General features: G+C 41.5%; 23 protein-coding genes and 4 tRNA genes. 1 reads left to right on the top strand and 26 read right to left on the bottom strand.

From position 1 onward, the window contains the following. Window positions 1–140: 140 nt before the first annotated feature. From nusG to ACRZ9O_RS07805, 11 genes are all read right to left on the bottom strand, one after another. The gene (gene nusG, locus ACRZ9O_RS07855) at window positions 141–737 is read right to left on the bottom strand and encodes a transcription termination/antitermination protein NusG (RefSeq protein WP_459458004.1); all 597 of its coding nucleotides are present in this window, start codon (window positions 735–737) and stop codon (window positions 141–143) included. A 15-nt stretch (window positions 738–752) separates the two neighbouring features. Next, complete coding sequence (gene secE, locus ACRZ9O_RS07850; RefSeq protein WP_130894756.1) at window positions 753–944, bottom strand: preprotein translocase subunit SecE; 192 nt, start codon at window positions 942–944, stop codon at window positions 753–755. Window positions 945–977: 33 nt separating this feature from the next. Further along, window positions 978–1,048, bottom strand: a tRNA-Trp gene (locus tag ACRZ9O_RS07845). 64 nt (window positions 1,049–1,112) lie between these two features. Beyond that, window positions 1,113–1,853 (bottom strand): NIPSNAP family protein, encoded by a 741-nt coding sequence (locus tag ACRZ9O_RS07840; RefSeq protein ID WP_459458002.1) that lies wholly within the window; start codon window positions 1,851–1,853, stop codon window positions 1,113–1,115. Between the two features lie 81 nt (window positions 1,854–1,934). After that, the gene (gene tuf / locus ACRZ9O_RS07835) at window positions 1,935–3,122 is read right to left on the bottom strand and encodes an elongation factor Tu (RefSeq protein WP_395768898.1); all 1,188 of its coding nucleotides are present in this window, start codon (window positions 3,120–3,122) and stop codon (window positions 1,935–1,937) included. A 72-nt stretch (window positions 3,123–3,194) separates the two neighbouring features. After that, window positions 3,195–3,266: transfer RNA gene (locus ACRZ9O_RS07830), tRNA-Thr, on the bottom strand. 94 nt (window positions 3,267–3,360) lie between these two features. After that, window positions 3,361–3,433: transfer RNA gene (locus ACRZ9O_RS07825), tRNA-Gly, on the bottom strand. Between the two features lie 43 nt (window positions 3,434–3,476). Continuing rightward, a tRNA-Tyr gene (locus ACRZ9O_RS07820) sits at window positions 3,477–3,562 on the bottom strand. Between the two features lie 102 nt (window positions 3,563–3,664). After that, the gene (locus ACRZ9O_RS07815) at window positions 3,665–4,810 is read right to left on the bottom strand and encodes an outer membrane beta-barrel protein (RefSeq protein ID WP_459458000.1); all 1,146 of its coding nucleotides are present in this window, start codon (window positions 4,808–4,810) and stop codon (window positions 3,665–3,667) included. 1 nt (window position 4,811) lies between these two features. Continuing rightward, window positions 4,812–5,501 carry a hypothetical protein gene (locus tag ACRZ9O_RS07810; protein ID WP_459457998.1) on the bottom strand — a complete coding sequence of 230 codons (690 nt, stop codon included), beginning with the start codon at window positions 5,499–5,501 and terminating at the stop codon, window positions 4,812–4,814. Beyond that, window positions 5,498–6,046 carry an RNA polymerase sigma factor gene (locus tag ACRZ9O_RS07805; protein ID WP_459457996.1) on the bottom strand — a complete coding sequence of 183 codons (549 nt, stop codon included), beginning with the start codon at window positions 6,044–6,046 and terminating at the stop codon, window positions 5,498–5,500. The genes ACRZ9O_RS07810 and ACRZ9O_RS07805 overlap by 4 nt, the downstream gene beginning before the upstream one ends. 104 nt (window positions 6,047–6,150) lie before the next feature. On the opposite strand from ACRZ9O_RS07805, the gene murI reads away from it, so the two are divergent. Then, window positions 6,151–6,957 (top strand): glutamate racemase, encoded by an 807-nt coding sequence (gene murI / locus ACRZ9O_RS07800; RefSeq protein ID WP_459457994.1) that lies wholly within the window; start codon window positions 6,151–6,153, stop codon window positions 6,955–6,957. Here murI and ACRZ9O_RS07795 read toward each other — a convergent pair whose 3' ends face one another. The 15 genes from ACRZ9O_RS07795 to ACRZ9O_RS07725 form a co-directional block, all read right to left on the bottom strand. Next, window positions 6,958–7,248, bottom strand: coding sequence for a hypothetical protein (locus ACRZ9O_RS07795; RefSeq protein WP_459457992.1), 291 nt, complete (start codon window positions 7,246–7,248; stop codon window positions 6,958–6,960). Continuing rightward, the gene (locus tag ACRZ9O_RS07790; RefSeq protein WP_459457990.1) at window positions 7,241–7,765 is read right to left on the bottom strand and encodes a DUF420 domain-containing protein; all 525 of its coding nucleotides are present in this window, start codon (window positions 7,763–7,765) and stop codon (window positions 7,241–7,243) included. The genes ACRZ9O_RS07795 and ACRZ9O_RS07790 overlap by 8 nt, the downstream gene beginning before the upstream one ends. Window positions 7,766–7,770: 5 nt before the next feature. Beyond that, window positions 7,771–8,487: an SCO family protein gene (locus ACRZ9O_RS07785; protein ID WP_459457988.1), complete on the bottom strand. Its 717-nt coding sequence runs from the start codon at window positions 8,485–8,487 to the stop codon at window positions 7,771–7,773. Window positions 8,488–8,508: 21 nt separating this feature from the next. Further along, a complete protein-coding gene (locus ACRZ9O_RS07780; protein WP_459457986.1) occupies window positions 8,509–8,823 on the bottom strand; it encodes a cytochrome C oxidase subunit IV family protein in 315 nt (104 codons plus the stop codon). A 19-nt stretch (window positions 8,824–8,842) separates the two neighbouring features. Then, window positions 8,843–9,610 carry a cytochrome c oxidase subunit 3 gene (locus ACRZ9O_RS07775; protein ID WP_459457984.1) on the bottom strand — a complete coding sequence of 256 codons (768 nt, stop codon included), beginning with the start codon at window positions 9,608–9,610 and terminating at the stop codon, window positions 8,843–8,845. 11 nt (window positions 9,611–9,621) lie between these two features. Further along, window positions 9,622–10,200 (bottom strand): cytochrome c oxidase subunit 3, encoded by a 579-nt coding sequence (locus ACRZ9O_RS07770; RefSeq protein WP_459457982.1) that lies wholly within the window; start codon window positions 10,198–10,200, stop codon window positions 9,622–9,624. A 3-nt stretch (window positions 10,201–10,203) separates the two neighbouring features. Continuing rightward, complete coding sequence (cyoE, locus tag ACRZ9O_RS07765; RefSeq protein ID WP_459457980.1) at window positions 10,204–11,052, bottom strand: heme o synthase; 849 nt, start codon at window positions 11,050–11,052, stop codon at window positions 10,204–10,206. Next, on the bottom strand, window positions 11,053–11,946 hold the full coding sequence (locus ACRZ9O_RS07760; RefSeq protein WP_459457978.1) for a COX15/CtaA family protein: 894 nt from the start codon (window positions 11,944–11,946) through the stop codon (window positions 11,053–11,055). Window positions 11,947–12,014: 68 nt separating this feature from the next. After that, window positions 12,015–13,907 (bottom strand): cytochrome c oxidase subunit I, encoded by a 1,893-nt coding sequence (locus ACRZ9O_RS07755; protein WP_459457976.1) that lies wholly within the window; start codon window positions 13,905–13,907, stop codon window positions 12,015–12,017. A gap of 31 nt (window positions 13,908–13,938) precedes the next feature. Further along, on the bottom strand, window positions 13,939–15,033 hold the full coding sequence (locus ACRZ9O_RS07750) for a cytochrome c oxidase subunit II (RefSeq protein ID WP_459457974.1): 1,095 nt from the start codon (window positions 15,031–15,033) through the stop codon (window positions 13,939–13,941). A gap of 28 nt (window positions 15,034–15,061) precedes the next feature. After that, a complete protein-coding gene (locus tag ACRZ9O_RS07745; RefSeq protein ID WP_459457972.1) occupies window positions 15,062–16,444 on the bottom strand; it encodes a quinol:cytochrome C oxidoreductase in 1,383 nt (460 codons plus the stop codon). Between the two features lie 34 nt (window positions 16,445–16,478). After that, window positions 16,479–17,087: a c-type cytochrome gene (locus ACRZ9O_RS07740; protein WP_459457970.1), complete on the bottom strand. Its 609-nt coding sequence runs from the start codon at window positions 17,085–17,087 to the stop codon at window positions 16,479–16,481. Between the two features lie 25 nt (window positions 17,088–17,112). Then, a complete protein-coding gene (locus tag ACRZ9O_RS07735) occupies window positions 17,113–17,631 on the bottom strand; it encodes a DUF3341 domain-containing protein (protein WP_459457968.1) in 519 nt (172 codons plus the stop codon). A gap of 33 nt (window positions 17,632–17,664) precedes the next feature. After that, a complete protein-coding gene (nrfD, locus tag ACRZ9O_RS07730) occupies window positions 17,665–19,065 on the bottom strand; it encodes an NrfD/PsrC family molybdoenzyme membrane anchor subunit (protein ID WP_459457966.1) in 1,401 nt (466 codons plus the stop codon). Window positions 19,066–19,095: 30 nt separating this feature from the next. Further along, window positions 19,096–22,143, bottom strand: a complete 3,048-nt coding sequence (locus tag ACRZ9O_RS07725) for a TAT-variant-translocated molybdopterin oxidoreductase (RefSeq protein ID WP_459457964.1) — start codon at window positions 22,141–22,143, stop codon at window positions 19,096–19,098. Between the last annotated feature and the right edge of the window lie 19 nt (window positions 22,144–22,162).

The raw sequence follows: 22,162 nt of genomic DNA, 5'->3' as shown, positions 1-22,162 counted from the left end.
TTGAAATTTTCAAAACAGAGATTGCCGCTTTTTAAACGGACTGCAAAATTAGGGCTTTTATTCTATAATACAAATACTTAAGCAAAAAAAAGTCCTGAATTTCTGTTCAGGACTTTTAATGCTTTGCTATAGAGCAAAATTTATTTTTCTACTTGAGCGTAGTTCAATTCTAATGGAGTATTACGTCCAAAGATCTTCACCATAACGGATAGTTTCTTTGTGTTCTCGTGAATCTCTTCTACCGTTCCTTCGAAGGTTGCAAAAGGACCGTCGATTACGCGAACAGTTTCACCCTTAATGAAGTTAACTGATGCAAATTCCTCGATGGCAGCAGATTCATCTACTTTACCTAAGATACGGTTCACTTCACTTTGGCTAATCGGTACAGGTTTTTTAACGATTATTTTCGTCTTTTTTACTTTACCGCCTTCTACCTTAGTTACCTCAACCTCTTCATTGTTTGCCTGCAAGAATCCGATGACACTTGGAGTCGACGTTAAGATGTGGCTCACTTCACCCGCTAAGTCAGCTTCGATGATGATATAACCAGGAATTAAGGTTTTCTCACGAATGACCTTTTTCCCTTTACGAATCTCGTAAATTTTTTCGGTAGGAATAAGAATTTGTGGAACCGAATCTGACAAGCCTTGGCGTGCTAATTCGTTCTCCATATAGGTCTTTACCTTCTTCTCTTGTCCTGAGATTGCTCTCAACACATACCATTTAGTCTCTGCCATGGATTAACTTATTTATTAAAATGAAGTATAGAATAAATCCAAACCAGATTTGAAGACTAAATCAACCGCGCCTACTAATAGGGCGAAGATTAAGGAAGCCACCAATACTAACACAGAACTCGACTGTAAGTCAGAGAATGCGGGCCATGTAACGTTTTCTGTTACCTCTGTCCATGATTCTTTGATCAATGATGTTGATTTGCTCATAATTTAACCGATATCGGTATTTAATTTACTTAGCACGGGCACAAGGATTCGAACCCTGACCAAAGGTTTTGGAGACCTGCATACTACCGTTATACTATGCCCGTAGAAAGGATTGCAAATTTAGCCAAATTTTGACAATTAACAAATCCCGTCTACATTAATGTTAGATTACCACTGAGAATAGCTCGTAGGTTCTAAGAATTTGCGCACCGTTCTCGAGTGGCTATTCGCATATTTAGGATCTGCTGAGATGCGCTTCCAATCTGGATTTGCTTGAAATTTTGCCCAGTTCGCATCGCGTTCTGCCATGTTTTCGAAGGAAATCATGTAGCTTAAGCAAGGCGTGTTTTCACCAGCAAGCACTTCGCCGAAGAATACATTGTGTAACCCTACGGTATCAAAGATCTTCAATTCTTCGTCGTTGAACATTCCAATTTTGCGTTTCAAGGCATCTTCATTGTATGCTTCATACGTTCTCCACTCGTAGATACGGCCTGGATTTGTGACAGGCAATTTTAGAGAAGGGTGACCTGCGAAGCCTTTGGCAAGATAAATCGATATCTTTTCGAACATCGGTTTGTCCATTCCCACGTTTTCAAAATACGCTTTTGCCGCTTCCTGGTAAGCTGCATTTTTTTCTAAGGCATCTTTATAACTCGCATAGGAAGCTAAGGAAGGGAAGGGAATGGCTACTACGACAGTAGCAGGATCTTGTTTTCCGTAATCTTTGAATACGCCCACCTTAGAAACACCATAGGCGTTGAGGGCTGGGATTAAGGCTTTGGAAAGATACGTTTCTAACAGATTCACATTTCCGCGGAACTTCATCTGGTAGGTTCTGATCTCATAATATTCTTGCGCAGAGACAGCAAAACTGCACAATAGAAGGAATAGAAGTAGCTTTTTCATCGTATTTATTGTTTTAGGTCAGCAAGGTACAAAAAAAAAGAGCGGTCACAGACCGCTCTTTTCCGTATAGGCTAATAAAAATTAGTCTAAGATTTCAGTTACCTGACCTGCACCTACAGTACGGCCACCTTCACGAATCGCGAAACGTAAACCTTTGTCCATAGCTACTGCGTTCAATAACGTAACATCAATTGTTAAGTTATCACCAGGCATACACATTTCAACTCCTGCAGGTAAAGTAATTTCACCTGTTACGTCTGTCGTACGGAAGTAGAATTGTGGACGGTATTTGTTAAAGAATGGAGTGTGACGTCCACCTTCTTCTTTTGACAAGATATAAACCTCTGCTTTGAATTTAGTGTGAGGCTTTACAGAACCTGGCTTACAGATTACCATACCACGACGGATATCAGTTTTCTCAATACCACGTAATAATAAACCTACGTTATCACCAGCTTCACCGCGATCTAAGATCTTACGGAACATCTCAACACCAGTTACAACTGATTTCAAGTTTTCAGCTCCCATACCTAAGATATCAACTGCTTCACCTGAGTTAATAACACCAGTCTCGATTTTACCTGTTGCTACAGTACCACGACCAGTGATCGAGAATACGTCTTCAACTGGCATCAAGAATGCCTTATCAACATCACGCTTAGGAAGTGGAATCCAAGAGTCAACCGCCTCCATTAACGCATCGATAGTAGCTACCCATTTAGCATCTCCGTTCAATCCACCTAAAGCAGATCCTTGGATTACTGGAATGTTATCACCATCGAATTCGTAGAATGAAAGAAGCTCACGGATCTCCATTTCAACTAATTCTAATAATTCTGGATCGTCTACCATGTCCACTTTGTTCATGAAAACGACTAATTGAGGTACACCTACTTGGCGAGCCAAAAGGATGTGCTCACGAGTTTGTGGCATTGGACCATCTGTAGCAGCAACTACTAAGATAGCACCATCCATTTGTGCAGCACCAGTTACCATGTTCTTCACGTAATCCGCGTGACCTGGACAGTCAACGTGAGCGTAGTGACGAGCAGCAGTAGAATATTCTACGTGCGCAGTGTTGATCGTGATACCACGTTCTTTTTCTTCTGGAGCAGAGTCAATGGAAGAGAAATCTTTTTTCTCAGCAAGACCTTTTTCAGAAAGAACTTTAGTGATAGCAGCTGTCAAGGTTGTTTTACCGTGGTCAACGTGGCCAATCGTACCAATGTTAACGTGGGGTTTACTTCGGTCAAAATTCTCTTTTGCCATGATTATTTAGTTCTTAATTTAGTTATAAAAAGTTTCAAATGTACTCGTTCAATGGGCCTTGCTTAATTGTAGAGCCTTTGAGCAGGATTGAACTGCCGACCTCTTCCTTACCAAGGAAGTGCTCTACCACTGAGCTACAAAGGCATAACCTTGCGGCCTTTCGTTAATCTCTTTCGATTAACCAAAACAAAAATATCGCTAAGAGGGATTTCTCCCTTAGCAACATTTTTTCGTTTCGAGCGGGAGACGGGGCTCGAACCCGCCACCTATAGCTTGGAAGGCTATCGCTCTACCAAATGAGCTACTCCCGCTTGCTGAATCCTCCTGTAAAAAGGAATCAAGGTAATAAAATAATGGTGGGGACAGATGGATTCGAACCACCGTAGGCATTCACCAGCAGATTTACAGTCTGCCCCATTTGGCCGCTCTGGTATATCCCCTTCATTTTTGCTTTCAGTGTAACGTTCCACCGAAATAGTTCGCAAAAGTAGCTCATTTTTTCATTTCCGCAAACACATCCGAGAAAAATTTCTAATAAATTTTTACAATAATCGGATTCCAAAGGCTAATCCACGCATTTCTGGGCCCTTGCCTGGCTCAAATAGAGGACTCAAATCATAACTAAAGAACAAATCAGGAAAATTACGAAGTGCAAATTCGGCTCTTACGCCATATCGGAAGGGATTTACATACAAATTACTCGTCTCTTTACGCAAATTTCCATTCTCCTCTTCAATCGCTTTCGTCCAAGTATCTAATCGATAGGACACATATCCACCGATAGCGATCATTTGAACGGCTGATTTTTTATCAAAAGCGAAATGAGGCATAATAGGCAAGGTCAGATAAGAAATACTCATCTTATTCTTGCTCATAACTACCTCTTTTCCTGTGGAGGAAGTAATGGTAGTAAATTCTACCCCATTAGGTCCTTTTGTCGCGATTCTGTTATGGTCAAAACGAAAGTTATACCAATCTATTTCTAATCCATATCCTAAACGGAAGGCGGATTTTTTTCCTTCTGATAAGGTCACAGAACGAGAGATTTCTAAGCTGGCATATCTAGATCCTGTGGGGTCTAAAGTGAAGTCTGGTACAGAGGCAGGTGCTACGCCGGATAAAGCATTTAATCCCAAATTGAGGTTTAGTCCTCTTCGGCTGTATAAATTAGGACGCTTGTTTTTAGTGGAATCTTTTCCCCAAATCACTTTTGTCACTTCTTTGCCATCACTATGGTATACCCCATCCCAAGTCACGTGTGTCTCTTCGTTACCATCTTTCACGTGCACACCGTCTAATCCGACCCGTACTTCTTCTTTTCTTCCCGACTGTCGACTAGCGACTGCCGACTGTTCACTGCCCACTACCCACTGACCACTGCCCACTGGCGACTTGCTTATCGCAATCTTCACTGAACTATTCCCAATCCGAACAGAAATACTACTGTCTCCTTCCGAATCTGTTTTAATAGCTTGTCTAATATTTTGCCAAAGACTATCGCTTAGAACTAGACCCTTTTTCTCGAAGGCGCTTTCTAATTCCTCCCGTAAGGTGCGACTAGCCGTTTTCGCACCCACTAAAGTTTGGTTGCGTTTGTCAATTTTTAAAATCAATGAATCCTGTCTTTCTTTTGCAGAAAGGCTGAATACACTTACTAGTAGGCAGATAATAGCGATGATCTTTTTCATATTATTGTAATTGTAAGGTGCGTTTTAAATTCTCTTCTGTTTTTACGTAGGTATTCGCTACGGTGTGTATTCTATTTTCAAAGGCGGCATTTCCCTCTTTTAATTTTTGCCAGTTTACCGGCTCACCATCCAAGGCTTGTCTGATTTCGCCTACGATTTTCCCGAAAAGGGATTTTCTACGTTTTTTCTGTGTAAAAGCTGGCTTAACTTCTTCTTCAATAGGGTCGATGTCCAGGCGGACTGTGACGATCTCTGGTGATTCCTCTTGTTTCTCGATAATAGGAACTGTTGCTACGATTTCTTCTTTTGGAGAATCTACTACCACACTCGCAGGAGACTCTTCAATCGATACCGGTTGTATACTAGCTTTCGCAAAAGTAGATTCGGTAGCTTTGGTCTGAATTATCAGTGGTTCAGAAACAGAGGTTGCGGCTTTTTCCACAGGCGAATTCGTTTTTTCGATGACACGCGATACCTCTGCGGCTCCCTCTTCCGTTGCAGGATTCCAATTCCAGCTCAGACCCAGCGCGAGCAAGAGCATTGCTGCCGCCGCCCAATAGATAGGGAATCTACGTGCAGGTTTTTCTGGTAACCTCTCTTCTAGGCGCGACCACAAACCCTCTGGGATGTCTTCGGATTTGTTTTGGAGTTGCTCTCTCCATTTTTCCTCTACAGAATTCCAATCTTTCATAACTGTAAGGTGATTAGTTGATTTTGTAATATTGCTCTAGCTCGCGATAGCTGCGATTTAGAAGTTCCTTCTGAAATATCTAATAAGTCCGCTATCTCCGCGTGGGAATAGCCCTCTATGGCATATAAATTAAAAATGGTTCGGTATCCAGTCGGTAACGAAGCGATCAAGGCTTCGATTTCTTGTAATCCTAATTGCATCAATGTCTCGTCAGGATGCGCTACATCATAGGCCACATCGATGTCAACGTGGTATCGATTTTTGTTCTTTCGAATCGACATTAAGGCTTCGTTGACCATGATTTTGCGAATCCAACCTTCGAAACTTCCACCACCTTGGTATTGGTCCAGCTTAGCAAATACCTTTACAAAGCCCTCCATTAAGGTATCTTCCGCTTCTGAAGTGTTCGTGATGTAACGTTTCACTACGGAGAGCATCTTTCCAGCCATTTTTTGAAAGAGCGCATGCTGCGCTTGTCGATTGTTTTTTCGACAAGCATCAATTAGCTCAGGTTCAGAAAGAAAGGCGGGTAAACGTGTACTCAAAAGCTATATTTTCTAATTCGAATGCAAAGATGGCACAAAGTGCTAAATGGTTGCGTCAGTTTGAAAAGAATTTCAAAATTCCGTTCTTTGCCTAAATTAATCATATGCCTAACTCAGCGCCCATCGGGATTTTTGATAGTGGAATTGGTGGATTGACTCTGGCGCATGCCATCACGGAGTTGATGCCGCAGGAGAATATCATCTATTTTGGGGATACGGCGCACTTGCCGTATGGCGATAAATCAGCGACAGCGATTCAGGCGTATTCGGTGAAGATTTGTAATCTGCTTCTAGAGAAGAATTGCAAGTTGATTTTGATTGCTTGCAATTCAGCTTCGGCGGCGGCTTATGATTTAGTGAAGGCTTATGTGGGTACGAAGGCCAAAGTCGTGAATGTGATTGACCCGGTAATTGCGTATTTGGACCAAAACTGGGAGAACAAAACGCTCGGCTTAATCGGGACAAAGCAAACAGTGAACTCAGGGATCTATGCAAACAAGGCGGAAGCGCTGGGAAAGAATATTCAGGTAAAATCTTTGGCCACCCCTTTATTAGCTCCCATGATCGAAGAAGGCTTCTTCTCGAATTCGATTTCAGAACAAATTATCAAAGAATACCTGGCGCAACCTGCCTTGAATGGAATAGAGGGCTTAATCTTAGGCTGTACCCACTATCCGCTCATCAAACCACAAATTGATGCCTATTACCAGGGAAGTATTCCGGTAATTGACACGTCCATTATCGTTGCGGAGGAAATCAAACGAATTTTAACGATGGAGGATATGTTGCACACCGGCAAGGAATCCAGTCGTCAATTCTATGTGTCGGATTATACGGATTCCTTCGAAAAATCCACCCAAATCTTCTTCGGGGAGGCGATCAAATTAACACAATATCCTATCTGGGATTAATTAAGCGTTGTTGCTGAAAAGCTGAGACACTTTTTTACGCAGCTGTAATTTAGCTAGGCGGGCTTGCTGCTCTTGTTTGCTTTGGCGAAACCATAAAAAAGCAATCGCTGCTACAATTAAATAGGGTGCTGATAAGAGATATAAAATTCCCGTATTCAAGCCCGTCGCAATATTACTGCGGCCATTTGATATGGTACTTTCCACCGTCGTACGGCACATCGCACACTGCGCTACCGCATCGATTTGCGTGAAAAGAATTAAAGCCACTAAGATGAATAACTTCTTATACATAATAAGGGGAAATCATAAGGTAAACAATGACACCTGAAACAGATACGTATAACCAGATTGGGTAGGCCCATTTCACTATCGCTTTGTGCGCCGGAATATTATCTGTTACCGCATAATAAATAGCTTTCAAAACTAAGCGAACCACACCGATCGAAAGCACGATGTGCGAGATCAATAAGAAATAATACAGGGGACGGATCCAACCTTCGCCTCCAAATGGAGTGGATGGATTCGAAATATGGTATAGAATATACAGCACTAAGAATAGGGAACCTTGTAGAAAGGCGGCCCCCATCGCTTTACGGTGTAAGCCGATGTTTCCACTTTTCACTCCGATTAAACCAATCACTAAACTTAACGCAGTCGTCGAATTTAGTAAGCCAATCACGTGAGGCAATACTTTAGTCCATTGACCTAAGTTAATTTTCGTTTGAATCCCGATCAAAACAGCTACTGCTACCGGAATAGCTACCGAAAGCACATTAATTAATTGATCGTTTTTTTTAGTTGCTTCCATCGTTTTTACTCGTTGGTGTATATGCTTTTTAATACTTTAATTTCCACTAGTAATCTATCCACTTCTTTTTTATCTGTTCCGTCATAAAATCCACGGATGATTCCTTCTTTGTCTACCAATACTAACCGTTCCGAGTGGATAAATGTTTCATCCGGATACTTAATTGCCGCATCATATTCTGAGGCATCAGCTAAGGGAACGTGGAAGCCTTTTAAAACCAATGGATAAATGACCTTCTTTTCTCCAGTTAGAAAATACCATTGACCTTTGTTCGCATCGAAGCGTTTTGCATAGGCAGCTAACTTTTCCGGAAGATCAAATTTAGGATCAACTGAAATAGAAAGTAATTGAACCTCGGGATCTTGGTGAAAAGTATCTTGAACGCGACTAAGCTGCGAGGTGATTTTAGGACAAATCGTGGTGCAGCGAGTAAAGAAGAAACTAGCAACGTAGATTTTACCCTTTAAGCTGTTTGAGTCGAATTTCTTTCCCGTTTCGTCCGTTAGGGAGAAGGATGGGATGGTTTGGAAAACGGTATCCATCTCTGCTTCGTTCCAACGAGGGTTCAAGCGCTTCGCCATCTTTATCTCTCCAGTCGTCGAATCGATGGCTGGAACGTAGCGAGGAAGACTAAAATGATTGGTGCCAAATGTCTTTAGCCCTATATAAACTAAGACAGGCACTATTAATACGAGAAATAATATGCCTGTCTTTTTATTCATTATCCAAGAAGGAAATTAAAATCAATATAAGTGACCACCTTCGTAGATCAAGGCTACTAAAAGCCATACCACGAAGAGTGTAGGGATCAAAACCATCCAAATCAAGGACTTAACCTCATGCTTTAAGTGCATGAATTCTCCTACGATGTAGAATGCTTTCACAATCGTCATACCGCAGAAGATTGCAACACGAAGGGTGTTAGCTGGCATCGTGAAAGCAATCACGAATTCAATCGCGGTTAAGATCAATAAAATCCAAAATGTTTTCCAAATAGCGCCTGTATTAGGAGGTGCAATTTCTTTTTCTGAGGTTCCGTGTGCTGCGTGCGAAGCCATATATAAATCAATTATAAGATTAAACTAAATAGAAGAAGGTAAATACGAATACCCAAACTAGATCGACAAAGTGCCAGTAAAGACCTACTTTCTCCACCATTTCATAATGACCTCTACGCTCATACACACCCGTAGCTGCGTTGAAGAAAATCAAAACGTTCAAGATAACTCCTGAGAATACGTGTGTTCCGTGGAAACCTGTAATGAAGAAAAACAAATCAGCGAATGCTGGAGGTCCATACGGGTTACGAACTAGGTTAGCTCCTTCAATCGGTGTGCTAACGCCATCAACGATTTGCTTTGCAGCTAAGGTTAAATCTTCTGGACCGTGGATAAAGTGCGTCCACTCCCAAGCTTGAGATCCTAAGAAAGTAAATCCACCTACAATCGTCCAAAGCATCCATTTCTCTACATCCTTGCGATCACCACGGTGTCCAGCTTCTACGGCTAATACCATCGTTACTGATGAAGCGATCAAAATAAACGTCATGATACCTACGAATACCAAAGGCAAAGACATTCCGTGTAAGAAAGGAACGGCTTCAAAAACTTTTTCTGGAATAGGCCAGTGAGTCGTCGAGAAATAGAAATCCGCAGGAACGCCTTCCCATGCAGGTTGGCTAAAACGAATCATTCCGTAAGTGATCAAAAGGGCTGAGAATGTGAAAGTATCCGATAGAAGGAAGAACCACATCATCAATTTTCCATAACTAGCTTTTAGTGGTTCAGAACCACCTTGCCATGTTAAATTTTCTGGAACCGCTGGGGCAGCGTGTGCTACTGACATAGGGGATAAGCTTAATTGTTAATCAATAAAAATACAAATAAATAAAGCCACAATGCATCTAAAAAATGCCAATACGTGGCGCAAATCTTAATTTGGGTCAATTGCTTTGCGTTTATCTTCAATCTAAAGGCCGCCACTAAAGCGAAAACTAGAACGACAAGGCCTGAAACAAGGTGTAAACCGTGTAAACCTGATAAAACATAGACGAAAGAACCGGATGGATTACCTACAAAATAAACGTTCATCTCCACTAATTGGATCCAACCGTAAAATTGCATTACTAAAAAGAGTAATCCGAGCACAAAAGTAATAGAAATACTCATTCGAAGTGCATTAAATTGGTCTTTTTTTGCAGCTAAAAGTGAGTAATGCATCGAAATACTGCTCAAAATAAGTACTCCCGTACTATAGCTAAATAAACTAGGCATTTCAAATTCTACCCAGTTTCCTTCGGCTTTTCTCACTAGATAAGCGGAAGTGAAGGCTGCGAATAACATGATGATCGATACGATGAATAACCACATCGTAAAAATTTTCGGGTTGACCGAACGGGTTTCAGCCGGTTCGATCACATTCTCTGTTGATTTCATGATTTAAACTTTATCAAATAATAAGGCAATTTGTATGATGATTAAATAGAAAAAGGAGCCAAACATCATCCACTTCGCGGCCTTATCTGTGGGACGCATCATGAGGTAGAAGGTTTGGCATAAAAATAGAATTCCTGCTACGACCGTGATGATCGCAGATTGAATTCCAGTGATGTGCAGTAAATATGGCACAAATCCCAATGGCACTAAAAAGAGCGTGTAAATCATAATGGTGAAAGCCGTCTTAATGTCTTTCTTTCCATCATTCGGTAACATCTTAAATCCAGCCTTGCGGTAATCCGCATCCGCTACCCAGGCGATCGCCCAGAAATGAGGGAATTGCCAGAAAAATTGAATCGCAAATAGAATACCAGGCTCCCAGCCAAAATGCCCTGTCGCCGCCACCCAACCAATCATAGGAGGGAAGGCGCCCGGGAATGCACCCACAAATACGGAGATAGGGCCCACACGCTTTAAAGGTGTGTATACATAGCCATATAAAATATAGGATAGTAGTCCTACCACAGCCGCTTTCCAGGTGAAATAGCTTAATAGCCCAATAGCGATGACCGCTAACACATATCCAAAATTTCTCGCCTGAGCGGGAGTTAAGGTTTCAGTAGGCAAGGGACGCTGCGCCGTGCGCTTCATCAGCTTATCGAATTCAATCTCTTTCAATTGATTGACGATGTTCGCCGCTCCGGTTAATACGAACCCAGCTAAGGAGATCAAGAAAATCCCTAGTGGTTTATGATCAATGGGCGCTAATAAATACCCAAACGTCCCCGAGAAGGCTACCGTCATAGATAGTCTCGATTTTAATAGGGCGATATAGGGTTTTATAGACGACATTTAGGCGTTTTTTGTTTGTATCCACGAGCTGATGTGCCAGCCGATTAATACTAATGAGATTAAAAGATGCACCGCTTGACTTCCTAGTGGGAGCGCAAAGTAGGCCATCAAAATTCCAGTTCCCAGCGAAATACCGATTAAAACGAGTATTCCTTTTCGGTAGGTTTGTAGTTGACTTTCTGCCAACTTTTTCCAAAGAATCAGGTGGCATATCAAGATCACCCACGAGAATGTTCTGTGAATGATATAGCCCAGATCTAGGTTTTCGACCCATTGATTTTTAGCCCCTTCCCCTAACGCTTTAATCACGTGGTCCATGTTCTCGCGCACCTGTGTGCCCAAGATGATTTGGACTAAAACGACAAGCAAACTTATCCCAATCCACTGGCGATTCAACACCGGTATAACCTCCGAGGAAGATTGATTGTTTAGTGCTTTTACTAAAAAATAGATGACCCCGATGGACAATAACATGTGAGCAGTTACCACTCCAGGTAATAGAAAGGAGTCCACCACATATTTCCCTAATACCGCATTTGCTAAGATTAACAACAGGCTGGCCAAAGTAGGCAAGAATACGTTTCGCCCTTCTTTATAAGCTAAAACTGTGGTGATTAATACGATTAATCCAGTTAAAGCTCCTAATAACCGATTGATGTATTCAATCCAGGTTTTAGTGGCGTTGAATTCAACTTCTCCATGCAACTTGTCCTGGTAGATCACTTCGTAATGCAATGGCAACTCTTCCACTTTCGTAGGAGGAATGAAGCGCCCAAAACACTTAGGCCAATCCGGACATCCCATTCCTGATCCTGTGCTGCGAACGATTCCGCCAGCAAGGATAAGCAAATAAATGCTTAGGAGTGAAAGGATTGCAAAATTTCTAAAGACCATTTTTGGGGTAAAAAAAAGATGCATCTAAATGAGATTCATTCGGATGCATCTTTGATTTTTAGGTTTAATTAACGGTTATAACTTTCGTTTTGCGCGCCTAATAAACCATCGATATCTTTCTCTTTTGCAATTTCAGCTTCTTCCTCCGGAAGGTTAGAGCTTTTTGTTGCAGAGAATGGAACGTTTTGTGGAATGAAATCTTGCTCAGCACCTGGCTTAGAATAATCATATGGCCAACGGTATACTGCCGGAATTTCACCCACCCAGTTTCCGTGTTCTGGATTAATTGGGGTAGTCCATTCTAATGTATTGGAGTTCCAAGGATTTTGCTGAGCTATTTTCCCTTTGAAGATTGAGTAGAAGAAGTTCCAAGCAAAAATCGCTTGAGCAGAAAACGTGATGATCGCTGCAATCGAAATAAATGAGTTCATATCTGTAAAGGCCGCTGCACCATCATTTCCTACCGCTGTAAACGAATAGTAACGACGAGGGAAACCTGCGATACCGATGTAGTGCATTGGGAAGAATACCATGTAAACACCCACGAATGTGAACCAGAAGTGAATGTAACCTAAAGTCTTGTTCATCATGCGACCAAACATCTTAGGGAACCAGTGGTAAACACCCGCCATCAATCCGAAGAAAGAAGCCGCACCCATTACTAAGTGGAAGTGAGCTACTACGAAGTACGTATCGTGTAAGTTGATATCTAAAGCCGAGTTACCTAAGATGATACCTGTAACACCACCCGAGATGAATAGGGATACAAGACCGATCGAGAATAACATCGCTGGAGTAAAGATCAAATTACCTTTCCAAAGTGTAGTAATGTAGTTAAACGCCTTCACCGCAGATGGTACCGCAATGATTAGGGTTAAGAACATAAATACCGACCCTAAGAATGGATTCATACCTGTTACGAACATATGGTGAGCCCATACAATGAACGCAAGCACAGTAATACCCATCATCGAACCGATCATCGCACGGTATCCAAAGATAGGCTTACGTGAATTAGTTGCAATGATCTCAGAAGTCATACCTAAAGCAGGAAGCAATACGATATATACTTCCGGGTGACCTAGGAACCAGAATAAATGCTGATATAAAATGGCTGATCCACCTACATTGGGTAAAGCTTGACCTTGGATATAAATCTCAGATAAGTAGAATGATGTTCCGAATGAACGGTCAAAGATCAATAATAAAGCAGCTGATAATAACACAGGGAATGATAACAAACCTAATACAGCTGTGAAGAAGAATGACCAAATCGTCAACGGCATCTTCGTGAAAGTCATACCACGAGTACGTAAGTTAATTACGGTACAGATGTAGTTAATACCACCCATTAAAGATGAAATGATAAAGAAAGTCATGGATGTTAACCATAGGGTCATTCCTAATCCAGAACCTGGCATTGCTTGTGGCAAGGCAGATAAAGGAGGATAAATTACCCAACCACCTGATGCAGGTCCAGTTTCAATGAACAATGAAGAGAACATGATCATCGATGACAAGAAGAAGAACCAATAGGATAACATGTTGATGAATCCAGAGGCCATATCTCGTGCTCCAATTTGTAATGGAATCAAGAAGTTAGAGAACGTTCCAGAAAGACCCGCTGTCAATACAAAGAATACCATGATGGTACCGTGCATCGTTACAAGGGCTAAATAAAACTCTTTGTCTAGTTTTCCACCCTCATCGATCCATCCACCTAAGATAGGACGTAACCAATCTAATTGCATGTCTGGGAAACCTAATTGCAAACGGAAGATGATCGAGAATGATCCCCCAATAAAGGCCCAAAGAATACCTGAAATCAAGTATTGTTTAGCGATCGTTTTGTGATCCGTAGAGAACACATACTTCGTCCAAAAATTTAGCTCATGGTGCTCATGCTCATGATCGTGTGCATGGGTGTGAACTTCTTCAGCGTGTGATGTTGCAGTTGACATATGAATTTATTTTCTTCTGTTCGTTGTTAAATTAGTTTACACTTACGGCTTCTTCCGATGGAGCAGCTGCGCTATCTACCGCAACAGGTTCCACAGGGATATATTTCGATGCTTTTGATTTTAAGTTATCAGGAACCTTAGCTAAATAGGTAGGATTGGTAGCTAAGAATGGCTTTTGCTCTGCACACCACTTAGCATAATCTTCTGGCTCATCTACGAATACCGTAATAGCCATACCGAAGTGACCGCGGCCACAAACCTCCGTACAGTTTAACTTAAAGTTGAAATCTTTCTTACCTAGTTTAGCACGCATCTCATCTGTAGAAATGTTAGGCGTAAACCAGAACTTCGTAGGCATACCTGGAACCGCATCCATCTTCACTCGGTGGAACGGTAAATATACCGAGTGTAATACGTCTTGTGCGTGAATCTTTAAAAGAACGGGCTTCCCTTTAGGAAGGTGAAGTTCCGTTGCTGTAAAGTCATCAAAAGAGTGTTTGTCTGTAAAATCGATACCAATGTTGTTCGTCTCGTCGATTAATTTGTAGTTGTAATTACCTAATTGGTTATCATCTACACCAGCGTAACGTACATACCAGCCAAACTGGTGACCAGTGATTTCGATTACTACGGCATCACTAGGTGCTTGAGAAGTTATATCTCTCCATGTTCTCCAACCTGTGAATACCAAAATCGCCATAATGATCGCAGGGATAACCGTCCAAATCAATTCTAATTTGTGGTTAACTGGATAAAAAGTAGCTTTTCTGTTTTTGTTGTAACGGTATTTGAAGGCAAAGAATAGCAATAAAGTATTCGTGAAAAAGAATGCAAGCGTTACTACAGCCATAGAAACCCAAAACATGGTATCTGTTTTAAGCCCATGTTCAGATGCAGCTACCGGCAGGAAATCTGGTTGTGCTACTAAAAATGACCAAACACCGGCAATGGTGCCCAATGCCCAGAAAATGATCATTCCATAAGCATTTGCATCATTACTTGAATCTACAGCTTCTCCTGTATTCTCGTTTGCAGCTAAAGACTTATTCAACTTAATACTTTTGCTAATTACGTTAATCGCAAGAGCAAAGAAGATAACTGATAAAAGACCTATTAGGTAAAACATATTCTTTATTTTAAGACAAGTTCAAAAATTAAATATCGTGGTGTAATGCTTCTGGCAAGAATGGGTGGTTTTTCGCCACTAAACTTGCTTTTGTTAACTCTCCAGATATCACATAGATAAACGCTGAAGCAAAAACCGTAACCATTCCAAATTCCACTAAACCATATCCCCCGTGCTTACCTACAACGCCTGGCATAATCATTTGGTAGAAATCAATATAGTGACCTGCGATAATTAAGAAAGCAGCGATCTTTAAGAAGATACGTGTTCTCTTTGCATCACGTGTCATTAGAACTAAGAAAGGCAACAAGAAGTTTAGGATTACCATTAAAATTTCTGACGTTTTGTAAATTTTATTATGACCTTCCCAACGCTCTAAGAAATAGATTGTTTCTTCCGGTAAGTTAGCATAGTAAATCAATAAGAATTGCTCGAACCAAACATACGTCCAGAAGATAGAGAAGGCGAACATAAACTTACCCAAATCATGTAAATGGTTCTCATTTACATACCCCATTAGGCCTTTGTCCTTTAAATATAAAATAGCTAAAACGATAACAGCATAGGTAGTTACATGCCATGAAGCAAACATGTACCATCCGAACATGGTCGAGAACCAGTGTGTATCGATTGACATCACCCAATCCCACGCGAAGATCGAACTAGATGCTCCAAAAATCACGATGAATGCAGTACCGATTTTCACTAATTGAGTGAAGTATTCTGTTCCGCCATTCAAATCCTCTTCTAAAGATTTCTTACGTAACATGTTCCAAAGAAGGATCCATAATCCACCAAATACGACTAATCGAATCAAGAAGAAGTTCTTGTTCAAATAGCCAGACTTACCAGCAATGATTTTATCATAGTTCTCATTTCCTACTTCCGTTACACCGTGGTGCATCCAGTGGAAGATCACATCTCCTTTAAAGAAGAAAACCAAGATCAAGATAGGTAATGAAATGTATAAGAACTTAGGGAAAGCCTCAGGAACACGCTTCATAACAGAAGACCATCCTGATTTAGTTAAGTATTGCAATGACACAAAGAACATACCTACTACAGCAATACCTGTAAAGAATACGGCATTCAACCAAACGTTTGCCCAAATGCGATTTGTCCAATCGTAGTGCTCTTCTGCTCCTGCTTGGTGAGAAACCGCACCACCGGATACATGTTCAGCTGCTACTTCGTGTCCCGCGTTTGCTGCCTCGTGTCCCGCTTTCACTGCATCATGTCCGGCTGCCGCTACCTCGTGACCACCTGCTTCTCCTTTAGATAAAAGGTAAATACCAATAACTAAAGCAACAACGCCTGCGATGAAAGCATAAATAATTCGCTTCTTGCCTTCTGAGGTAAACTCAAAATGCTCCTCTACGTTTGCTGGGGAAAAATGTGAATGTCCCGCCATTTTATTCTCTATTTTAAATGAAATAAATTAAATCTTATTGTTTTTGTAACTCATGTACATAAAGTACGATCTTCCAACGGTTCTCTGAGGAAATCTGTGAACCGTGAGGCCACATACGTCCTTTACCATGTGTAATTACGTGGTAGATATGTCCGTCGTTTACGTCCTTTAGTGCATCACTTGAGTATACAGGAACCCCTTTATACGCTTTAGCTACTAAACCATCGCCTTTTCCACCTTCACCATGACAGTGCTGGCAAAAACGCTCGTATTGTAATTTCCCCGCTTCGATGTTTTCTGGTGTTGCAGCTAATGGATTTTTCAACAAAGCAGCAGAATAAGAAAGACTATCGTTTGGAACTGTTTTTGCTAATAATTCTTGCGCTAAGAAGGCTTGTTGAATGCTATCCGCACCTGTGTATTTCTTACGAGAAATAGTACCCGCTACTGGTAAACGCATGTTCATCCCGTAAGGGTTGATTTTGTTAGTGTCACCTTGTAATTGAGTCATCGGCTCGTATCCTACCGAATTGTACATATTAGGGGCAAATTCCGTACCCGTATCATTTGGGTCAGATCCACAAGATAATAGACCTGCTGTTAAGCCGGCTAGTAGAGTGAATTTATGAATAGAATTGAACATATCTTCTTGAGAATTATTCGTTTAATTATTTAACATTTACTTCAACTGCTCCTGAGTCTTTCAAGGCTTTCTTGATATCGGCAGCACTAACTTTGTTCTTGTCCACGTTGATAGCCATCACAAATTTATCATCTGTCGTACGAACATCTAATGGAAGAGTCTTATTGCCCGGCCACAAGTCATTTGAGATACAGAAAGTAGATACAAGGCCAAAAGCCGTGAATAATACCGTTCCTTCAAACGCAATTGGAATCCAGTTAGGCAGCGCAAAGAAGTCTTTACCACCAATGATCATTGGCCAGTCAAAAACCATCGTATAGCTGATTAATGAAAATGCACAAATCATTCCTAAGGTACCGAACATAAATGCGGCAATAGGTAAACGTGTACGCTCATGACCTACGGCTACGTCTAATCCGTGAATTGGAAATGGAGAATATACATCTTCAACTTTGATTCCTTTCGATTTTACTTCGCTTACAGCGTGTAAAACCTCATCCTCATCGTCGTATACTCCCAAAATGTAGTTAGTTGTCGAACTCATATTGTTTTAATTTCGAATTTGCTTAATAGAAAATTACTCCTCTGTTTTTTTAGTTGGCTTGATACGTTTGATCGTAAATTCTGACGAAACGCCTTTCATTACGGACTTAACCTCCGCCATATTTACCACCGGTAAGTATTTAGCGAACAAGAAGAATAACGTAAAGAATAAACCAAATGAGAAGATGTAATCACCGATATCATACATCGTAGGAGAGAACATCGCCCAAGATGAAGGAATATAATCACGGTGTAAAGACGTCACGATAATAACGAAACGCTCGAACCACATACCTACGTTTACTACGATAGATAAGAAGAAAGAGACCATCAAGTTTGTACGGATCGCTTTCGACCAGAATAACTGTGGAGAGATTACGTTACATGTCATCATCATCCAATAAGCCCACCAATATGGACCCGTCGCACGGTTAATGAACGCGTAGCTTTCATATTCCACACCTGAGTACCAAGCGATGAAGAATTCAGTCAAATAAGCGATACCTACTACGGAACCCGTTACCGTGATAACGATGTTCATCATTTCGATGTGCTCAATCGTGATATAGTCTTCTAATTTGAAAACCACACGAGTGATTAACAATAGCGTTTGTACCATCGCGAAACCAGAGAAGATTGCACCCGCCACGAAATACGGAGGGAAGATCGTCGTGTGCCATCCTGGGATAACAGACGTTGCAAAGTCCATCGATACAATCGTGTGTACAGAAAGTACAAGAGGAGTAGAGATACCGGCTAAGATTAAGGACATGTACTCGTAACGTGCCCAAGTCTTAGAAGAACCTGTCCAGCCTAAGCTGAAGAAACCATACCAGAACTTACGTCCTGCAGTCGTTGCGCGGTCACGAATCGTAGCCAAATCCGGTACAAGACCCATATACCAGAACAATAAAGAAACGGATAAATACGTAGAGATCGCAAAAACGTCCCATACTAACGGAGAGTTAAAGTTAACCCAAAGTGAACCGAAAGCATTAGGAAGTGGTAAAGCCCAGTGAGCTAACCATGGACGACCCATGTGCGCTAAGATGAACGAAGCAGCACAAAGTACGGCAAAGATTGTCATCGCTTCCGCTGAACGGTTGATGGAAGTTCTCCATTTTTGACGGAACAATAATAATACGGCAGAAATCAAGGTACCCGCGTGACCGATACCAACCCACCAAACGAAGTTAGTGATATCCCAAGCCCAACCTACGGTTTTATTTAATCCCCAAACGCCAATACCTTGCCACCAAGTGTAGAAAAGGCAATAAGCACCATAAATGAATACAAGACAAGAGATCCCGAATGCAATTTTCCATTCTTTCGTAGGTTCTCCCTCTACTTGCTTGCAAATATCGTGGGTAACATCGGAATAAGATTTTCCACCAGTAACTAGTTTCTCTCTTATGGGTGATACAACGTGCGACATATTTTTATTTACTGTTTTACGATTAAAAAATTATGCTTCTTTCTTAGCATCCTTGTTACGAACTTTCTTCAAGTAAGAAATATTAGGCTTCACGTTAATCTCTTCGATTACGTGGTAAGCACGTCCTTCTTTCTCTACTACTAATAATTTAGAGATCTCAGATGCTGGATCGTTCATATCTCCAAAGGTGATTGCATTCGTAGGGCAAGATTGAGCACAAGCTACTTGAATTTCTCCATCTACCGGACGACGCTTCTCTTTCTTCGCTTCTAACTTACCAGCTTGAATACGTTGAACACACATCGAGCATTTCTCCATTACTCCACGTGAACGAACGGTTACATCTGGGTTGATGACCATACGACCTAAGTCGTTATTGAAGTTGAAATCGAAGTCATCTGTTTGGAAGTAACGGAACCAGTTGAAACGACGCACTTTGTATGGACAGTTATTTGCGCAATAACGTGTACCAATACAACGGTTATACGTCATTTGGTTTAGACCCTCTGTCGAGTGAGTCGTTGCTAATACTGGACAAACAGTCTCACAAGGAGCGTTATTACAGTGTTGGCATAACATCGGTTGGAAAACTACCTCTGGATTATCAGAAGCGATTTCTAAGCCTTTCAAATCTTCTACCTCCGCATCAGAAGAGTAGTAACGGTCGATACGCATCCAGTGCATTTCACGACGGTTAATAACCTCTTGACGACCTACGACAGGAACGTTGTTTTCTGCGTTACATGAAACCACACAAGCAGAACATCCTGTACACGTATTTAAATCGATCACCATACCCCACGCGTGGTTATTGTATTCGTGACCGTTCCAAAGCGTTAAATCAGTCGCATCTTTTTCTCCTTCAGACGTTTTCACGCGAGGAGTGAAGCTACCTGCTTTTGCATCTTTCGCAAAGTCAGCTAACACCGTCTCTTGAACGACTGCTTGACGTGCCATCACCGTTTGGTGTGTTTGCGTTTGAGCGATATCTTTTGTTTCGCCCGTTGCTGTGATAGAAACACCTTGTGTACAAGTTCCTACACAAGCTCCATTGATTTCAGAAATGAATGGATAAGCGTTCACACCCACACCGTCAGCAGACTTACCTGCTTTCGTACGACCGTAACCGATCGCAATAGCGATGGTATCTTGAGCTTGGCCTGGTTGAACTAAAACAGGAAGAGATACTTTGTATCCTTTCGCGCTTACTTCCACTACATCACCTTGCTTTAATTTTAATTTAGTAGCAGTTGGTTGCGAGATAGCCGCATAATTGTCCCAACATGCTTTAGAAACTGGCTCAGGGAATTCTTGCAACCAAGGGTTGTTTGCTTGAGAACCTGTACCTAAACCTACTTTTTCATAAACTGTAATCTCTAAACCAGTAGAAGAAGCAGTATATGCTTTGCTAATCGCAGCAGCCGATGCATTCACATCAACGGATGGGCTAGCAGAAGAAACAGTAGCAGTTGTTGGTTCAAACACACCTTCGTGAAGTGCATTGTTCCATGCTACTTTTCCGCCTTTTAAGATATTTTTCTCCCAGTTGCTCTCTAAGTATGCTTCAAAGTTAGCTGACAAACCTGCCCAAGTTAAGAAACTTGATTGTGCTTGACGTGTTTTGAAGATGGTAGAGATCGTAGGTTGTGTTAATGAATAGAAACCAGCTTTAGGCTCTGCATCATTCCAAGATTCTAAGAAGTGAGAATCTGGTGCGATGAATTGACATAAAGATGCTGTCTCATCAGCGCGATCGTTTGTGGCTAAGCTAAGACCTACCTTAGGAAGTGCAGCTGCAAGAGCGGCGCCCATTGGGTGGTTGTACACTGGGTTTGCATTGTAGAAGATAACCGCTGCGATTGAACCAGCGCCAGCTTCTTTAATGAAGTTAGCCATCGCCATATCGTTACCTTGACGGTAGTTAACAGCTAAGCCAGTATTGATCGTTGTGCCATAAGCGCCTACTAAAGCGTTTGTAGCAGCAATAATTTTTTGAACCTCTGGGTCATTCGAACCAGCTACGATGATAGAAGCACCTTTCGAAGCAACTAAATCTTTCGCTGCTTTATCTAAGTGATCTACTTTAACTGATGCACCTGCGATAGTCGCAGCTCCAGTTAATTTAGCCACTGCATTGTATAAGGCAACTGCTACTAAACCTTCTTGCGATGGTTTGTAAGATGCACGGTAATCTGCATTCGCACCTGTGTTAGAAAGGATAGTCTCGAATTGGTAGTGACGAGACATGTCTTTTTTGCCTCCTTTTTCTGAGCTAACACGGCGAGTGATCGCCCATTGTGCCGCAAATTCAGTAGGAGTAATCCAAGAACCTAAGAAATCAGCACCTACAGAAACGATTGTCTTTGCTTGGCTGAAATCAATGTTAGGTAAAATGCCACCGTGTGCTTGTGTTAAACCATAAGCAGGGTTTGCATCATAGGTAATGTGTTGTGTTGTTGGGTATTTCGCTGCGAAGTCTGCAATCACTTTCTTTGTAGTAGGAGAAAGGATGGTATTAGAAACGATGCGGATTTGACCACCTTTGGCAGCCACCTCTGCTAATTTCGCAGTGAAATCTTTATCTAAAGTAGTCCAATCAGTCGCTTTACCAGCTGCTTGAGGACCTTTTAATTTTTCATTATCATATAGACTCAAAACAGACGCATGCGCACGACCCGAAAGTACACCTTTCGAAATAGACGATGATTTGTTTCCTTCAATTTTGATCGGACGGCCTTCACGAGTCTTTACTAAGATAGATGCATAGTCTCCTCCATCAGTATAAGTAGACGCGTACCAATTAGCGATCGTAGGTTCAACATCTTCAGGCTTGTTTAAGTAAGGAATCGTGTTCTTTACCGGAGACTCACAAGCTGCTAATGAAACAGCCGCTACTCCAAAACCTAACATCTTTAGAAAATCACGACGATGAGTCCCTGCGCCGTCTACTAAAGAATCTCCTTTAGCATCCGTTTCAGATGGCATATTGCCAAACTCATTGTGGATATTTTTGACAAACGATGGCTCATTGGTTAACTCCTCAATCCCTTTCCAATACCTCTTGTTCGAATTTTCCATATAATCTTTCTTATTCAGA

This window comes from Aquirufa sp. HETE-40SA, from assembly GCF_054558635.1.
The sequence above is the reverse complement of the archived record's forward strand: the minus strand, read 5'-3'. Positions and strand labels throughout refer to the sequence as shown.

What these genes read in the sequence shown, in the direction of transcription:
- ACRZ9O_RS07840 (WP_459458002.1), bottom strand. Translation starts at nt 1,853, where the DNA reads ATGAAAAAGCTACTTCTATTCCTTCTATTGTGCAGTTTTGCTGTCTCT.
- ACRZ9O_RS07790 (WP_459457990.1), bottom strand. Translation starts at nt 7,765, where the DNA reads ATGGAAGCAACTAAAAAAAACGATCAATTAATTAATGTGCTTTCGGTA.
- secE (WP_130894756.1), bottom strand. Translation starts at nt 944, where the DNA reads ATGAGCAAATCAACATCATTGATCAAAGAATCATGGACAGAGGTAACA.
- ACRZ9O_RS07760 (WP_459457978.1), bottom strand. Translation starts at nt 11,946, where the DNA reads ATGGTCTTTAGAAATTTTGCAATCCTTTCACTCCTAAGCATTTATTTG.
- murI (WP_459457994.1), top strand. Translation starts at nt 6,151, where the DNA reads ATGCCTAACTCAGCGCCCATCGGGATTTTTGATAGTGGAATTGGTGGA.
- nrfD (WP_459457966.1), bottom strand. Translation starts at nt 19,065, where the DNA reads ATGTCGCACGTTGTATCACCCATAAGAGAGAAACTAGTTACTGGTGGA.
- ACRZ9O_RS07735 (WP_459457968.1), bottom strand. Translation starts at nt 17,631, where the DNA reads ATGAGTTCGACAACTAACTACATTTTGGGAGTATACGACGATGAGGAT.
- ACRZ9O_RS07795 (WP_459457992.1), bottom strand. Translation starts at nt 7,248, where the DNA reads ATGTATAAGAAGTTATTCATCTTAGTGGCTTTAATTCTTTTCACGCAA.
- ACRZ9O_RS07780 (WP_459457986.1), bottom strand. Translation starts at nt 8,823, where the DNA reads ATGGCTTCGCACGCAGCACACGGAACCTCAGAAAAAGAAATTGCACCT.
- ACRZ9O_RS07750 (WP_459457974.1), bottom strand. Translation starts at nt 15,033, where the DNA reads ATGTTTTACCTAATAGGTCTTTTATCAGTTATCTTCTTTGCTCTTGCG.
- ACRZ9O_RS07755 (WP_459457976.1), bottom strand. Translation starts at nt 13,907, where the DNA reads ATGTCAACTGCAACATCACACGCTGAAGAAGTTCACACCCATGCACAC.
- ACRZ9O_RS07815 (WP_459458000.1), bottom strand. Translation starts at nt 4,810, where the DNA reads ATGAAAAAGATCATCGCTATTATCTGCCTACTAGTAAGTGTATTCAGC.
- ACRZ9O_RS07775 (WP_459457984.1), bottom strand. Translation starts at nt 9,610, where the DNA reads ATGTCAGTAGCACACGCTGCCCCAGCGGTTCCAGAAAATTTAACATGG.
- ACRZ9O_RS07725 (WP_459457964.1), bottom strand. Translation starts at nt 22,143, where the DNA reads ATGGAAAATTCGAACAAGAGGTATTGGAAAGGGATTGAGGAGTTAACC.
- tuf (WP_395768898.1), bottom strand. Translation starts at nt 3,122, where the DNA reads ATGGCAAAAGAGAATTTTGACCGAAGTAAACCCCACGTTAACATTGGT.
- ACRZ9O_RS07740 (WP_459457970.1), bottom strand. Translation starts at nt 17,087, where the DNA reads ATGTTCAATTCTATTCATAAATTCACTCTACTAGCCGGCTTAACAGCA.
- ACRZ9O_RS07810 (WP_459457998.1), bottom strand. Translation starts at nt 5,501, where the DNA reads ATGAAAGATTGGAATTCTGTAGAGGAAAAATGGAGAGAGCAACTCCAA.
- ACRZ9O_RS07785 (WP_459457988.1), bottom strand. Translation starts at nt 8,487, where the DNA reads ATGAATAAAAAGACAGGCATATTATTTCTCGTATTAATAGTGCCTGTC.
- nusG (WP_459458004.1), bottom strand. Translation starts at nt 737, where the DNA reads ATGGCAGAGACTAAATGGTATGTGTTGAGAGCAATCTCAGGACAAGAG.
- ACRZ9O_RS07770 (WP_459457982.1), bottom strand. Translation starts at nt 10,200, where the DNA reads ATGAAATCAACAGAGAATGTGATCGAACCGGCTGAAACCCGTTCGGTC.
- ACRZ9O_RS07745 (WP_459457972.1), bottom strand. Translation starts at nt 16,444, where the DNA reads ATGGCGGGACATTCACATTTTTCCCCAGCAAACGTAGAGGAGCATTTT.
- cyoE (WP_459457980.1), bottom strand. Translation starts at nt 11,052, where the DNA reads ATGTCGTCTATAAAACCCTATATCGCCCTATTAAAATCGAGACTATCT.